We start from the raw sequence: 14736 nt of genomic DNA, 5'->3' as shown, positions 1-14736 counted from the left end.
GATTGACGATGAATCAATCAGGACCCAGAGAAGTCTATATCTTACGGAATCGCCTGCACCCGGGCGAACCGCTTCAGTACCCATCGGACAATGGCAATCCCGTCCCTTATCGCGTTCTCAGTGAAATGGAAGTGAACGGTGAACATTACGCTGTTTTGCAAAAACACGATGATCATCCGGATGATGCATATCTCTTTCGGGTCAAGCAGGGGCAGATTGTGGAAATTGATGATGAAACCGAGTGGGAAAATATTGCCGAAGCTGTAGACGAAATGTTATATTTTCATGACTTTCAATAAAAACGGGGAGATCTCCCCGTTTTCTTTTTTAAAATCTATGCTAACATTAAATAAAGGTTTTTCGGGAAAGAAGGTATAAAGGGGAAAAAGGAGTCTTTAAATAATGAAATGGTTCTGGCGCATCTTCTTTACGCTGGTGTTGCTTGCCGGTTGGGGAGTATTGGGATATCAGTTTGTGTTTTTTACGTTGGGTTCACCCAAACGGACAGCACCGGTTGAAGTTGAATTACCCAAAAATACCTCACTTGTACAAATCGGCGAAATTTTGCAGAAAAAACATCTAATAAGAAGATCCTATTTTTTTCGTTACTATGCAGCTTATAAACATAAAACCAATTTGCAAGCAGGAGTATACCAGATCGAACCGACCGAATCCCTGGATGACATGCTTGCCAAATTTCAAAAGGGCGAACAGAATACAGTGAAGGTGACGATTCCAGAAGGATGGAATGTCATGCAGATCGCCAATGCCTTGGAGCAAAAAGGCTTTGATAAAGAGAAGTTCCTGTATTATCTAAACAATAAAAAGCCCAAGTATGAATTTGAAAAAGAGATCCCGAATAACCCCGCCCGAAAATACAAATTGGAAGGGTATTTATATCCCGCTACATATAATTTTTATAAAGAAGAGTCACCCGAGGAGATTATCAATGAAATGCTGGGTGAGTTTGCCAAACATATGGAAGAACTTCATGCGCGGGACATTTTGGAGTCCAATCCGCCAATGAAGGGAATGACAGTTGATCAGTGGGTGACGGTTGCTTCGATGGTGGAGAAAGAAGGAAAAGTAAAGACGGAGCTCCCGATCATTGCCGGCGTGATTTACAACCGTTTGAACAATAATGATCCCAAGGATGATCATCTGGGAATCGATGCCACCTTTTTGTATGTTGAGATGTTGACGGGCCAAAAGATGCCCATGCATAAACTGCGGAAAATCCCCAATCCCTACAACACCTATTTAAACAAGGGATTGCCTCCGGGACCGATCAGCAACCCGGGTGTTCAATCATTGCAGGCGGCCCTGAGTCCGAAAAAACATCCGTACATCTATTATGTTGCCCGCAGTGACGGGACAGGCCTCCACTATTTTGAGACGACCGTGGCCGAGCATAATCGGGATATAGCCAGAAGCAACGCCAATGAACGTAAATTAAAAGAGAAATCTTCAACAGCTCAATAAAAGCTCCCCCCCTCCAGACCGGAGGGGTTTTTTTGCCGGTCTATCTTGTGCCGGAAAGCGGTGTCCCCTTAACCCCCTCTTTTTGCTTCGTGTGTTAATCCCCAGAGTGTGCCAAAGTCATGACAGTTTTTATCCATCCAAAAGTATACCTCGTTCTTTTCCTGTCCATGCTGGAGAAAGAGAAGAGCGGGGTGGAATCTATGAGAAAAATACGAAGGAGCTGGATCGTCAGCCTTTTGTTCATCATCGCTTTTATGGGGATTATCTTCAGGCTGTATATGATTCAAATCGCATCCACCAGATCGTTTTCCTTGTTTGATGAGCAAGTGGACCTGATTGCAATGGCGCAATCGCGACAGAATAAGGAAGTCGTCATCGACAGCGGACGCGGGGAGATCCTGGACCGCAACGGAAAGTCACTCGTGGGGGAAAAGAATTGGCATTTGCTCGTTTTTCCCCAGTCTGAAGAACAAATTGCCTATCAGCAAAAAAAAGTGAGAGCTATTACCGATCTTATCCACTATCCGATGAAAGAGTTCATATCGCTGGTGACCCGGTTGCGGACACCGATGATTCTGACGCGGGAAGACGGCAGGGAGCTGATCCTGACACCGGATCAGAAAGAAAAGATCGATGCCCTTCACCTGCCGGCCGTGCGAACGGTCATGTCCGATCAGCGAATGACCTTGAATCAGCTTGGGCAACAGGTGATCGGTCAAGTGGTTCGCAGTCCGTTGCTGATGAAAAAATGGTTTGAACCGGAAGTGGAAAGCGGAAAATGGAACAGCCAGTCTCTCTTGGGGATTTCCGGATTGGAAGCGGCTTTTGAGCCTTTTTTGCATGGAGAAAATGAAGATCTTCTCGTCTATACCACCACTCAAACCGGCAGGCCGCTGACCGGAGTACAGATGCTTCAAAAGAAAATCGGCGGAATTAATGAAGATCCTCCGAAAACCATTGTGACCACGATTGACAAGGAACTGCAGCGGCAAGTGGAAGAATTGATGAAAGAGAAGCGGATGGAAGACGGTGCAGTGGTGGTGCAGCAGATTGCCGACGGGGATATTTTGGCCATGGCGAGCAGCCCGAAAGGGACGACGATAGAGGATGAGAAAAATCCCTGGGAAAACCGGGCCGTGATGGAAGCGACACCGGGATCGATCTTCAAGACGGTGGTCGCGGTCGCCGCGCTTGATACAGGATTGGTTAAACCCGACACCGTTTTTTACTGCAATGGAAAACTGGACCGGTATCACTTGCACGATGACAATCCCAAAGGGCACGGACGGGAAACCTTTGCCGACGCCTATGCCAATTCCTGCAATGTCGTATTGGGAACAGTTGCACAGACACTCGGTGCTCAAAAACTCTCCTCCTATGCCAAGCGGTTGGGGCTTGCGCAAGAGGTGATCTGGAACGGCCGCGTTTTTGATGAAGCGCATTTTTCCCAGTTGCCGGAAGAGCAGACCGGGCTGATTTTCGCTAAAAACACGCAGGCAAATGATCCGGGTGTTCTGGCACAAACCGGAATCGGGCAGCATGATGTCAAGATGACACCGCTTCAGGCGGTCAATATGATCACTTCTCTGTTTCACAGGGGAAAAACGCTGGAACCCAGACTGGTGAAGGAAATTTGCGATCAGAACGGGCGGGTCCTCTACCGCTTTCGCAACCAGTTCATCCCGGGTGCAAAGCCGATCAAAGCGGATGCGCTGAATGCCGTCAAAAAAATGATGCGAAAGGTGGTGACGGACGGGACGGGCAAATCTGTCTCCCGTGCCCCATGGCCATTGGCGGGCAAGACGGGAACGGCCCAGGTCGGTGTAAAGAAAGACAAGTATAATAAATGGATGATCGGATTCGGTCCCGCCGACCATCCGCGATATGCGGTGGCTGTCGTCCTTCGTTCGGTTCCGGACGACGGAGATCCGCGAGCCATGCAAATCTTTCAACAGGTAATGGAGTTGCTGGCTCAGATGGAAAAAGCGGAAAAAAAGATCGATGAAAAAGATGATGGCCAGAAATAAGTGAAGCAGACGTGATTAGTGGTAAGCAGGGAATCCGCTTGAATCAGAACGTCACTTTTCCATGGAATGAAGGGCGGGACAATTGGAGATTGCATGGAATAAATACATTTTTAAAGAAAATAAAACTGATTTTGATGTGAGAAGAGCATTTGAATATAAAATCAACCAGTGCGAGTTTTTGTTGTTTTGTTATTTCGATCCGATTATGATATAGGTAGTGATAGGATAAGGTTAAAGGAGTAGAAATAATGAAAATCACAGTTAATTTGACAAAAGCCGAACTGGACCTGATTGAAGAGGCTCTTTTGCAATATCAAAATCTTTTGCTCAAGTCGAAAGATCAAGATGAAATGGTCAATGATGAACTGAAACTGGCCCGCCGTGTCCTGGAGGAATTCGGGATGGAGGGACTGGAAGAGGAGACTCAGCCGCAACAGCAACAGCAACAACAAAAGGCTTTGCCGATGCCTCCGTCCAACCAGTATCCCACACCCCATAACCAATACAGCCCGCCGAACCAGTATCACGGTCCCAATACATTTGTGGCGCCGAATCAATACCCTTTTTCCCGTTAAGGGTGGAAATAACAAAAAGCTTCCCGCAAGAGGGGGGCTTTTTGTTATGCACTTGTTCCGGGCATGCGTTTCAACGTGGGTATGTACGAACAGGCTGAAGGCCGGTGGGAGAGGAAGGGGATTGGTCACCCCCTTCAACCCGAATTCACCGATTTGCGCCTATGAAACGATCCATCCTTTCCTTGGCCGGTTCCGGCAGATTTTTGATCTGATTGGTCAACTGCTCTTTGCAATATTCATAGATTTGATAATCCAAAGCGTTTTGTTCCTTGATGTGCCGGATTGCCTGATCGGACAACGGGATTTTTTTCGGCTTGTTTTTGGTGATGTTTTCTTTGCTGTAAGGCTTATGTTTCCATCCCATCAGCCGGTTCAGCATAAAAACGGATTCAGGATACATTTCCGTAATGCCGACGAAGAGATAATGCTTGCGGATGTTTTCCATCGCCAGTTTGATGTCGGGATCATTTTTGCCCGAGATGAAACGGGTTTGGTGATTATGCAACGGAAGGCTAATCCGCGGATCGCGGCTGAAGATATACTCTTCCAGACTCATTTTATTTACTTTATTGTGAAGCCTGTTGCTGGGACTGGAGCGAATAAAGTAATAGGATGAAATGATTCGTTTCAGTGGATCGCGCAACATCGTGATATATTGAAATGGCCGGTCAAAATGACGGTGTACTCCGAAGCGGCAATGACCATAGACGCAGCGGATATGGGAGATTTTGGACTGTGGCACGAGGTTGAGGACACGTGCCTGATGATGAGCCGGATATTTATAGATATGATGCGGAGCAAAATGCTGGTCGATAATTTTGCGCAAGGTCAGCCCGCCGGTTTTCGGAATGTGAGAGAAAATGAGGATCGGTTGAGACATCTGGTTCCCGCCCCTTTCCCTGATATAATGACTATCAACGAACCTATTCGTAATATATGGCAAACAGAAAAGTTTGCCTCTGCTAGATGTCTTGATTCATGCGCCTGATCAAAAATGGATACTCGTTTTTTTGCCATGGTGTTCATTGAGTTTTTTTGGGTGGAATCATAAAATAATAAAAAAAGAACCCCTTCTTAAAAATCAGGATTTGTCGATGTGGGTTACTGGCATAGGGAGCTTTTGGGGATGAAAGATAAAGAATTGAGGAAAAAGTTGCAGGAAATGCGGGTAGGAGAGGTGTTGCGGTTTTCCGCAGACCCTCCTGATGAATCATTGGAAGTGGAACGCATTATGATCGGAATGGAGGAAGGATGGGCCGTTTATCATCGTAACGAACGAATGATCATGCACGATCAGGAAGAAACGGTTCAATACTTGAGTAAATACTGGAATATCAATATCAAAAAAGTAATGGATTCGAGATATTCAGAGCTGGGGGAGATCATTGACCTCGGTGAATATTGAAAGATGCACAGCCCGGAAAGGCCGGAGGAAACCCTCCGGTGTCCCCATGCACTTTCACGGAGAAAACGGCCGGATGAAAAAGACCCGGCCGTTTTTTCTGTGTTTACTGTTCCGGATGAACCGATTGCGACCGCTGAACCCCTTTTTTCGCCAAATAGATGAGGGTCAGCAGAAACAACCAGCAGAATCCGGTATAAATGGCGAAGCTCCATGCCTGATTCAGCAGCATGGTGAGCAAAAACAACACCAAAAGCACGGCACCGGCCCATGCAAGAACCGAAGCTTTTCCGGTCTTTTTTCTCCGGAGGCGGGCGTAACTGAGAAAGATGGTGATCCAGGTGAAAATACCGCCGAAAATCGAAATGCCGAAGAGTGTATTATAGGCTTGCGGATCAAACATATTGAGGAGAACGGCGACACCCAATCCAAAGGAAGAGACAATCAGAGCCATGAGCGGAATTCCGCGGCGGTTGACCTTTCCGAAAACAGCAGGGGCATAGCCGCTCTTGGACAGTGAAAACATCATCCGTGTACAAGCATACAAATTGGCATTCATCGTGGAAAGCGCAGCGGTGAGGATGATGAAATTCATCACTCCTGCAGCATAGGGAATATGGAGCGATTGCAGCACTTTGACAAACGGGCTTTCCTGAATCTGTTCGCCTCCGATTTGATTCCACGGCACGATGCAAACCATGACCAGTGTGGATAGAAGGTAAAAAATAACGAGTCGGGCCACCATCCATTTCATGGCCCTGGTCAGTGCCTGCTTTGGTTTTTTTGCTTCTCCCGCCGTGATGGCGATGATCTCGGTTCCCATAAAGCTGAACATCGCCATGGCGCTGCCCATCCATACCCCTTTCCATCCATGGGGAAGAAATCCGCCATAAGCGAGCAGATAGTGGGTGCTTTGCGTGCTGTTTCCGAAAATGAGGGCGATGCCCAACAGGATAAAACCGATGACGGCCACCACTTTCAGCGTGGAGAACCAGTATTCAAACCAGCCGAAACTCTGAACAGAAATGGCGTTAATCCCGATGATCAGCAGGGAGAATGCAATGATCCAAATCCAGGATGGCAGGCCGGGAAACCAATATTTCATATAAAGCCCGATCGCCGTCGCTTCACCGCCGATCACGATCGCGTTTGCCGCCCAATACGTGAATCGAACCGCGAAACCAAACCAAGAACCCAAATATGTTTCTGCATGGAGGCCGAAAGAGCCCGCGGTCGGATGGATCACCGAGAGCCGGGACAAGCAAAAGACCATGGCCAGAACGATCAACGAGCTGAGAAGATAACTGAATAAAACACCCGGGCCGGCATAATGGATGGTCAGACTGGAACCCATGAATAAACCGGTTCCAATCGCACTCCCCAATCCAATCATGATCATCTGCCGTTCAGACAATGACCGCTGTAATACATCCTCGCGTTTCTCAAACTGATCTCTGCTCAAACTCAACTCAACCACCCTCAACATAAATGAAATTATTTTATAGTAAGCAAGAAACAACTCGCTCTGCTCTATTTTACGGGATGTGTCCGCAAATTGCATAACAATTTCTGGTTTGGTGATAACAGGCCGGAAGCGAATTACAAATTTGAATGACCAGCCATAAAATAGTATAATGATTCGTAAATTACATAAATTAATGTGTATACAGTATTGTTTTCGTTATTTCCCGATTCAACATCTTTCAGCGGGATAAGATTTAGTACAAACATATTTGATGCTTTGCGACGATTTCAAAACGATGGGAGGAGGGGGCTTTTTGCTTAAGCTCATTGGCATCCTGGTTGTGGTCATCGGTTTCCTGTTCCGATTCAATACGTTGCTCGTTGTCATGGGAGCGGGAATTATTACCGGATTGGTATCTGGAATGTCATTTAATGATATTATAGAGAAATTTAGCGAAATTTTTGTGCAAAACCGGTATATGTCGATGGCGATTATCTTAACGCTTCCGGTTATAGGCGTTCTCGAACGTTACGGTCTGAAAGAACGGGTGGAGATGATGATCGCCAAAGCAAAAAATACAACGGCCAGCCGCATTCTGCTCGTTTATTTATTTATAAGGGAGTTATCGGCGGCAATCGGTCTTAACATCGGAGGGCATGCACAAACCGTTCGCCCGTTGGTCGCTCCGATGGCGGAAGTGGCAGCGCAGGTGCGATATGGAAAGCTGCCGGATAAAGTGATGCAAGAGATTCGCGCCTATGCAGCTGCGATGGAAAATACGGCCTGGTTTTTCGGAGAGGATATTTTTATTGCCACCGGGGCGATTTTATTGATGAGCGGGTTTTTTCATTCGGTTGGCATGAATGTGGGAATCTGGGATATGGCTTTATGGGGATTGCCCACCGCGACAGCTGCATTTTTGATCAGTTGGTTTCGCCTGTACCGGCTGGAAAAAAGACTGGGCCGCTTTGGCAAAACAGCACAAGCGAAGACGGAGAAGGGCGGTGCCAATAAATGAAATCACTGGTTCCTATGAATGACCTGTATGCGCTGATCGGCCTGATCGTCGCAATGATCGCGATTCAAGTGGCTTTAAACAAAAAGCATCCGACCCGATGGACATCGGCCCTTTTTTGGGGGATTTTTGCCTTTACTTTCATCGCCGGCGATTTCGTTCCTCCTTTGATCATCGGTTATCTCGTCATCGTGATGGTGATTTTGGCTGCTCTCGGAAGAGTGAAAGCCCCGTCCCACTCGGAAGGGTCCGGCAAGGATGAACGGATTCATCTGGCCCAACGCCTGAAGTGGAAAATTTTTATACCAGCGCTTGCCATTCCGGTTGTGACGGTGATTGGCACACTCACGTTGGACAGGTTGAAATGGGGTTCGGCCGTGCTGGTGAAGAAAGAGGATGTCACACTGGTATCCCTGGGGCTGGCCACGATTATCGCTTTTGCGATTGCCCTTTATGTGACGAAAGCGAAGATGAATGTTCCGTTTCAAGAGGGGAGCAAATTGCTCCAGGCGGTTGGCTGGGCCGTGTTGCTGCCGCAAATGCTCGCCGCTCTGGGAGGCATTTTTGACAAAGCGGGTGTGGGTAATGCCGTGTCCCATCTGGTAAAAGGGTATCTGCCCGCAGATAACGGGTTTGTCGCCGTCGTTGCTTATTGTGTCGGGATGACTCTTTTTACAATGGTTATGGGAAATGCTTTCGCCGCCTTTGCCGTGATCACCGGAGGAATCGGTTTACCCCTGATCGTGCATGCACATGGGGGCAATCCGGCGATCATGGCTGCACTGGGCATGTTTTCCGGTTACTGTGGAACACTGATGACGCCGATGGCTGCGAACTTCAATATCGTTCCTGCGATGTTGTTAAACCTGGATGATCAGAATGCGGTAGTGAAAAAGCAAATACCGACCGGTATCGCTCTGTTCCTGGTCAATATGTTTCTGATGTATTTTCTCGTTTATCGCTTTTAAAGGGAGGCATTGCGGATGGAGACGGTTTTATTGACGGGATTTTCCCCCTTTGGAGGGGAAACGGTCAACCCTTCATATGAAGCGGCCAAACGACTACAGGGAAAATGGGTGCACGGGTATCAGGTGGTGGCTGAAGAATTGCCAACCGCTTTTGGCCGTTCGCTCGAGCGGCTCTGGCAACTGATCGACTATCATCAGCCGAGGATTGTCATTTGTGCGGGACAAGCCGGCGGGCGCGATTCCGTCAGCATTGAACGCGTTGCACTGAACATCATTGATGCGCGGATTCCCGATAACGAGGGACAGCAACCGATTGATACACCGGTCGTTGAAGGGGGCCCGGCAGCGTACTGGTCCAGCCTGCCGGTCAAGGCCATCGTAAAAAGGATCAGGGAAGAAGGGATCCCCGCACATGTTTCCCATACGGCCGGAACGTTTGTGTGCAATCATGTGTTTTACGGATTGATGCACCGGCTTCAACAGGAAAAAGGAGTGCGCGGCGGCTTTATTCACATCCCTTTTTCGCCGGAACAGGCTGTCCATCATCCGGGACAACCGAGTATGCATCTGGATCTGATTGTAAGAGCTTTGGAAGTGGCGATTGAAACCACCATCCGGACAGAGGAGGACATTCGCGAAGCGGGTGGAACCATCAGTTGATTTTTTCCCGGATCATTTGCTTGCGGGAACCGCAATTCTTTGGTGGTTGGGAGGATGGAGAGAATGATTGGGGTTCGGAGGCGATTTTGTGTTAAGATAGTCCAGACAATCGTTCGTTAAAGGAGTTTTATCGGATGAAAGAATATTCTCTGACCCAATCACAGCAGCTGCCAGCGAGAAAAACCCTTTTAGTTTTGGGAATCATCTTTGTCGCGCTGAACTTGCGCCCGGCGATTACTTCCGTCGGTCCCTTGATCGGGTGGATACGCGAAGATTTGGGCATTTCCAACGGGATGGCGGGATTTATCACAACGCTCCCTCTGATTGCCTTTGCCCTTCTTTCATTGCTTGCCCCCCGCTTTTCCCAATGGTGGGGAAATGAATTATCGGTGTTTTTCGGTTTGCTCATTTTGACCGGCGGGATTGTGATCCGTTCAACGGGAACGGTCTTCGCCGTTTTTTTGGGGACAGCTTTGGTGGGGATTGGCGTTGCCATCGCCAATGTGCTGTTGCCCGGCATTGTGAAGCAGCGATTTCCCGGACAAGTCGGGTTGATGACCAGTGTTTATTCGACTTCCATGTGCGCGTTTGCGGCGCTGGCATCCGGGGTGAGCATTCCCCTGGCAAAGGGGTTTCATCTGGGATGGAAATATTCCCTGATGTTTTGGGCCGTTTTGTCTGTCCCTGCCGTTCTCATTTGGATTCCCCAGTTGCGTGGCCATGGCAAACCGGCCGCGACCTTGCAACCCGGGATCCCGGAGAGGTCTGCCGGTTCCTTGTGGCGTTCGCCCCTGGCTTGGAAAGTGACATTTTTCATGGGGTTGCAGTCTTTTTTATTTTACTGTACCGTCGCCTGGCTTCCCGAAATTTTGCAAAGCCATGGCATGAGTGAAGAAATGGCGGGATGGATGCTCTCCGTTTTGCAATTTGTCAGCCTTCCGGCGACATTTCTCACTCCGGTGCTTGCGGACCGGATGCCGCAGCAAAAAGGCATTGCCGTGCTGATCGGCTTGATCCAGTTAGGTGGAATAGCGGGCCTGTTTGCTGACGGAACGGCCGCTCTGATCAGCAGTATTGTGCTGACCGGAATTGCCCAGGGGGCGAGTATCAGCTTGGCTCTCTCCCTGTTGGGGCTTAGAACCACCGATGCCGTCCAGGCGGCCAAGCTTTCCGGAATGGCTCAGTCGGTCGGATACTCCCTGGCCGCCGTCGGGCCCACCCTGCTCGGTTTCTGGTATGATTTGACTCATTCCTGGGAGCCTTCGTTGATACTTCTGGCGCTGGCCACAATTCTTATGATTTTGGCGGGGATTGGTGCCGGCCGCAATGAATATGTACTTTCTGAAAAAAATGGGCCGATAGCTGAGTAATTGGCGTCCCGTGAGGGGGATGCCTTTTTTTGTGCTCATCACCAGACGTAATCAGTCAAAAGCTATACTTGTGACGATCACGTTGAACAGCCCGGCGTGGGGAAGCGAAATGTTTGAGAAAGCCGGCCCGCCAGGCTTCAACCTCGGCATGTTCCCCTCTTGATTTTTGCCGTGAATGTGGAGAGTTATGTTCGAAATTGCTTTATCATGGTACTTATAGTACCATATAAGTATTAATGGTACTATAAATTTTGGATGAATGAAGGAAGGCGCGATGAATAAACAGGAGAAAGCGAAGCAGAAGATTTTGGACTATGCCGCGAAAAAGATCTGGACCGAAGGGTATTCCAACGTCTCCATCGCGGATTTTGCCTCCGAACTCAAAATGAGCAAATCGACTTTCTACAAATATTTTTCCAGCAAAGAAGATTTGCTGAATGAAGTGATTGAAAGTTTTTTCGGTGGGATCGTGCGGGAGATTGATGGGATTACCTCAGACCCGGCCCTGGATTTGACCGGGCAAATCAAAAAATTGTTGTTTGTGATCAGCGGACGGATCTCGCGAATTGAGGTTGCCGCCCTCCATGACATGAAACGGGCGGTTCCCGATGCCTATGCCCGGTTTGAGGCACAGCGCAAACACGTGATTTTGAACAAGCTCATTCCCCTGTTTGAGGAAGGAGTGAAGCAGGGGATCTTTCGAGACGATCTTGACCAGACCTTGGTGGTGACGATTGTCATGAATGCGATTCAAACCGTTGCCAATCCGGAATTTTTGGCCCACACCCCCTATACGCTGAAGGATGTATTCAGACACATCTCTACGCTCATGATTGAGGGGAACCTGACAGATGCGGGCAGACAGCGCTTTTTTGCAAGCGCCGGGCTTTAAGAATCGGCTGGAGAGTGTTACTCCTCACTGACCATTAAAAACGTGGGGAGGCACGATCTGACCTGATATACACTTCACATAAAGAGGGTGAGTTCGATAGAGCGATATGTATTGAGCTTCCACGACATCGATCATGCCAGTCTTCCATATGTCGGGGGGAAGGGAGCAAATCTCGGGGAGTTGACTAAAGCCGGTTTTCCGGTTCCCGCCGGATTTTGTGTCACCACTTCTGCTTATCGGCGGTTTATTCATGAAAGCAGTGAAATGGATGGGTATTTTCGGCAGCTGGAGCAGTTGGATGCCGGACAGCTGGAACCAATTCGGGAAATCGGGCAAAAAATCCGTGAGCATTTGCATACCTTGCCCATTCCTGATGAGATCCGCAATGCCCTGATCGAAGCTTGGCAGGAAGCGGGGAACGACGCCGCCTATGCCGTCCGCTCCAGTGCGACGGCGGAAGATTTGCCGACGGCATCGTTCGCCGGGCAACAGGAAACGTATTTGAATGTGAAAGGGGAACAGCAACTCCTTCAGGCCGTAAAGCAGTGTTGGTCTTCTCTGTTCACGGATCGGGCAATCATCTACCGGATCAAAAACGGTTTTGATCATCGGAACGTATTGTTGTCAGTTGTCGTGCAGCAAATGGTATTCCCTGATGTTTCCGGGATCTTATTTACGGCTGACCCGATTACCGGCCACCGCCGCACCGTTTCGATCGATGCCAGCTTCGGTCTGGGAGAAGCGCTGGTTTCCGGGATTGTCTCTGCCGATCTCTATCAGGTGTGCTCCGGAAAAATCGTCAGGAAAAAGATTGCCGACAAGCAAAAAGCGATTTTCCCGTTGCCGGAAGGGGGAACCAAAACCTGCGACTTGCCCCACGAGCAGCGGAACGAACAAGCTCTCGCTGACCGGGATATTTTGGCGTTGGCGGAGCTGGGAAAGAAAATCGAGGCCCATTACGGAAGCCCGCAGGATATCGAATGGTGTCTGGCTGACGGGAGATTTTTTATCCTGCAAAGTCGCCCGATCACCTCTTTGTTTCCGGTTCCGCAGGTTGAAGAGGATGGAAAGTTGCACGTTTTCTTCTCCTTCGGTCATCAGCAGATGATGACGGAAGCGATGCGGCCGTTGGCGGTTTCGACCATGCGGACGGTTTTTCCTTTCGGAAAGCGGGATCCGCACACGGGGGAAAGCACAGCCGCTTTGGAAGCAGGCGGGCGGATCTATATCGACCTGACTCCGGTTTTATATTCCAAAGTTGCCCGGAAAATCATCCCGAAGCTGATGGTCAATATGGATGAACGGATGAGTTATGCGTTGTCCGAGGTCATCCAGCGGGAACGTTTTTTGCAGGAAGCGGTTCCCAACAAGGAAGTGGGCAGAACCGTCCGGCGTATTATTCCGCCTTTGCTCGCCAAGGTGATCCGGATTATTTTCTTCAGCGATCCCTCCAAGGCAGTGGATAAATGTAACGAGATGATGGAGCGGCTGGTGGAAGAGAGCAAACAGGAACTCGCCTCGCTCACCGGGGCGGAGCGGATCAAAAAAATCCGTGAAAATTTGGGAACGCTGTTGCTCAGGATGATTTCCCATTTCGCCCCTTACCTTTTCACCGGAATCGTGACACTGAAATGGATCGAGCATTTTTCCGTTCGCTGGCTCGGTGATGCCCGGGAAGTTCCGCTGTTGAACCGGTCGCTGCCGGGCAATGTGACGAGCGAGATGGGACTTGCACTCGGGGATTTGGCGGATGCCGCGAGGCCGTACCCCGAAGTGATCGCAGCGTTGAAAAAAGCCACGGACGCGACGCTTTATGATGAGCTGGGGAAAGCGGAGGGTGGAGAGGATTTTTGCGCCGCCTTTGCGCATTTTTTGGATAAATACGGGACGCGCTGTCCGGGTGAGATTGACATTACCAGACCGCGCTGGCATGAAGCGCCAACCACGTTGGTACCGGCCATATTGAGCCATCTGCAAACGGTGGAACCCGGAGAACATCGAACCCGCTTCAAGCAGGGGATCATCGAGGCGGAACAAGCGGAAGAAACACTGCTCAGACGGCTTCGCGAGAAGAAGGGCGGCTGGCTGAAAGCGAAGTGGATGTCCTTTCTGATCCGCAGATATCGCAATGTGATGGGAATACGTGAGCATCACAAGTTTACCATGATCCGTCATTTCGCGTTGTTTAAGCGGGCGATAATGGAAGAAGCCCGCCAGCTGGCGGAAAATGGGGTGTTGGAGCAGGAGACGGACGTGTTTTACCTCACTCTCCATGAATTGACTTTGCTCCTGGAACAAGGAGATTCCGGCGAGGTGCAAACCAGGATCAGCCAGCGCAAAAAAGAGTATGAATGGCAGCGAAAACTGACCCCTCCCCGGTTGATGACAAGCGAAGGGGAAGTGATTACGGGAATAAGGAACGATATTGAGGTTCCGGAAGATTCCCTGGTCGGGACACCGGTCTCCTCCGGGGTGGCGGAAGGGTATGCCCGTGTCGTTTTAAAGCCGGAATCAGCGGAGTTAAAGCCGGGTGAAATCTTGATCGCCCCATTTACCGATCCGGGGTGGACCCCGCTTTTCCATTCGGCCAAAGCTTTGGTCATGGAAGTGGGAGGTTTGATGACCCATGGTGCCGTGGTCGCCCGCGAATACGGCATTCCCGCTGTTGTCGGAGTCGAAGGGGCAACGGAGAAAATAATACATCAGGGTGGACGGAACATCGGGGTATGTGCAAATCCTGGAGGATCATCCGCAGTCACTGACGGATTGACAGAAGATGCCGTGGACGATCGGCTGATGCGGCTGGCAATCTGAATTAGGGGCAAAAAGAGGAAGCAGGGTCTCGATTCCTGTTCAGGCTTTGCCGGCAACCTTCGGCCG

13 protein-coding genes are annotated in these 14736 nt (G+C 49.5%); 11 read left to right on the top strand and 2 right to left on the bottom strand.

Going from position 1 to position 14736, the window contains the following annotated elements; genetic code table 11:
• The first annotated feature begins 8 nt into the window (after positions 1-8).
• From JG50_RS0109820 to JG50_RS0109805, 4 genes are all read left to right on the top strand, one after another.
• Positions 9-299 (top strand): DUF1292 domain-containing protein, encoded by a 291-nt coding sequence (locus JG50_RS0109820; RefSeq protein ID WP_033100947.1) that lies wholly within the window; start codon positions 9-11, stop codon positions 297-299.
• Between the two features lie 103 nt (positions 300-402).
• Complete coding sequence (gene mltG / locus JG50_RS0109815; protein WP_052154172.1) at positions 403-1482, top strand: endolytic transglycosylase MltG; 1080 nt, start codon at positions 403-405, stop codon at positions 1480-1482.
• A gap of 119 nt (positions 1483-1601) precedes the next feature.
• Complete coding sequence (locus tag JG50_RS0109810; RefSeq protein ID WP_052154171.1) at positions 1602-3509, top strand: peptidoglycan D,D-transpeptidase FtsI family protein; 1908 nt, start codon at positions 1602-1604, stop codon at positions 3507-3509.
• A gap of 248 nt (positions 3510-3757) precedes the next feature.
• A complete protein-coding gene (locus tag JG50_RS0109805; RefSeq protein WP_033100946.1) occupies positions 3758-4084 on the top strand; it encodes a hypothetical protein in 327 nt (108 codons plus the stop codon).
• Positions 4085-4229: 145 nt separating this feature from the next.
• On the opposite strand, the gene JG50_RS0109800 is transcribed toward JG50_RS0109805, so the two are convergent.
• Complete coding sequence (locus tag JG50_RS0109800) at positions 4230-4964, bottom strand: sulfotransferase family 2 domain-containing protein (protein ID WP_033100945.1); 735 nt, start codon at positions 4962-4964, stop codon at positions 4230-4232.
• A gap of 246 nt (positions 4965-5210) precedes the next feature.
• Between JG50_RS0109800 and JG50_RS0109795 the strand changes: the two genes are divergently transcribed.
• Positions 5211-5489, top strand: a complete 279-nt coding sequence (locus JG50_RS0109795) for a hypothetical protein (protein ID WP_033100944.1) — start codon at positions 5211-5213, stop codon at positions 5487-5489.
• A 103-nt stretch (positions 5490-5592) separates the two neighbouring features.
• On the opposite strand, the gene JG50_RS0109790 is transcribed toward JG50_RS0109795, so the two are convergent.
• A complete protein-coding gene (locus JG50_RS0109790) occupies positions 5593-6954 on the bottom strand; it encodes an amino acid permease (RefSeq protein WP_160173842.1) in 1362 nt (453 codons plus the stop codon).
• A 310-nt stretch (positions 6955-7264) separates the two neighbouring features.
• Here JG50_RS0109790 and JG50_RS0109785 point away from each other — a divergent pair, with 310 nt between their 5' ends.
• The 6 genes from JG50_RS0109785 (at position 7265) to JG50_RS18205 (ending at position 14670) form a co-directional block, all read left to right on the top strand.
• A complete protein-coding gene (locus JG50_RS0109785; RefSeq protein ID WP_033100943.1) occupies positions 7265-7969 on the top strand; it encodes a DUF969 domain-containing protein in 705 nt (234 codons plus the stop codon).
• Positions 7966-8934 (top strand): DUF979 domain-containing protein, encoded by a 969-nt coding sequence (locus JG50_RS0109780; protein ID WP_033100942.1) that lies wholly within the window; start codon positions 7966-7968, stop codon positions 8932-8934. Before JG50_RS0109785 ends, JG50_RS0109780 begins: the two co-directional genes overlap by 4 nt.
• A 15-nt stretch (positions 8935-8949) precedes the next feature.
• Complete coding sequence (gene pcp / locus JG50_RS0109775; protein ID WP_033100941.1) at positions 8950-9594, top strand: pyroglutamyl-peptidase I; 645 nt, start codon at positions 8950-8952, stop codon at positions 9592-9594.
• 134 nt (positions 9595-9728) lie between these two features.
• A complete protein-coding gene (locus tag JG50_RS0109770; RefSeq protein ID WP_052154170.1) occupies positions 9729-10964 on the top strand; it encodes a CynX/NimT family MFS transporter in 1236 nt (411 codons plus the stop codon).
• A 274-nt stretch (positions 10965-11238) separates the two neighbouring features.
• Complete coding sequence (locus tag JG50_RS0109765; protein ID WP_033100940.1) at positions 11239-11856, top strand: TetR/AcrR family transcriptional regulator; 618 nt, start codon at positions 11239-11241, stop codon at positions 11854-11856.
• Between the two features lie 87 nt (positions 11857-11943).
• Entirely contained in the window at positions 11944-14670 is a 2727-nt protein-coding gene (locus JG50_RS18205; protein ID WP_235281655.1) for a phosphoenolpyruvate synthase, read from the top strand.
• Positions 14671-14736 lie beyond the last annotated feature (66 nt).

The sequence above is a fragment of the Thermoactinomyces daqus genome, from assembly GCF_000763315.1.
Lineage (GTDB): Bacteria > Bacillota > Bacilli > Thermoactinomycetales > Thermoactinomycetaceae > Thermoactinomyces_A > Thermoactinomyces_A daqus.
Note: the sequence above shows the minus strand (reverse complement) of the source record. Positions and strands in the feature narration are given on the sequence as shown.

Excerpts from the sequence above, each read along its gene's own strand:
- JG50_RS0109810 (WP_052154171.1), top strand. The coding sequence starts at position 1,602 with ATGACAGTTTTTATCCATCCAAAAGTATACCTCGTTCTTTTCCTGTCC.
- JG50_RS0109820 (WP_033100947.1), top strand. The coding sequence starts at position 9 with ATGAATCAATCAGGACCCAGAGAAGTCTATATCTTACGGAATCGCCTG.
- JG50_RS0109800 (WP_033100945.1), bottom strand. The coding sequence starts at position 4,964 with ATGTCTCAACCGATCCTCATTTTCTCTCACATTCCGAAAACCGGCGGG.
- JG50_RS0109765 (WP_033100940.1), top strand. The coding sequence starts at position 11,239 with ATGAATAAACAGGAGAAAGCGAAGCAGAAGATTTTGGACTATGCCGCG.
- JG50_RS0109795 (WP_033100944.1), top strand. The coding sequence starts at position 5,211 with ATGAAAGATAAAGAATTGAGGAAAAAGTTGCAGGAAATGCGGGTAGGA.
- JG50_RS0109805 (WP_033100946.1), top strand. The coding sequence starts at position 3,758 with ATGAAAATCACAGTTAATTTGACAAAAGCCGAACTGGACCTGATTGAA.
- mltG (WP_052154172.1), top strand. The coding sequence starts at position 403 with ATGAAATGGTTCTGGCGCATCTTCTTTACGCTGGTGTTGCTTGCCGGT.
- pcp (WP_033100941.1), top strand. The coding sequence starts at position 8,950 with ATGGAGACGGTTTTATTGACGGGATTTTCCCCCTTTGGAGGGGAAACG.
- JG50_RS0109770 (WP_052154170.1), top strand. The coding sequence starts at position 9,729 with ATGAAAGAATATTCTCTGACCCAATCACAGCAGCTGCCAGCGAGAAAA.
- JG50_RS0109780 (WP_033100942.1), top strand. The coding sequence starts at position 7,966 with ATGAAATCACTGGTTCCTATGAATGACCTGTATGCGCTGATCGGCCTG.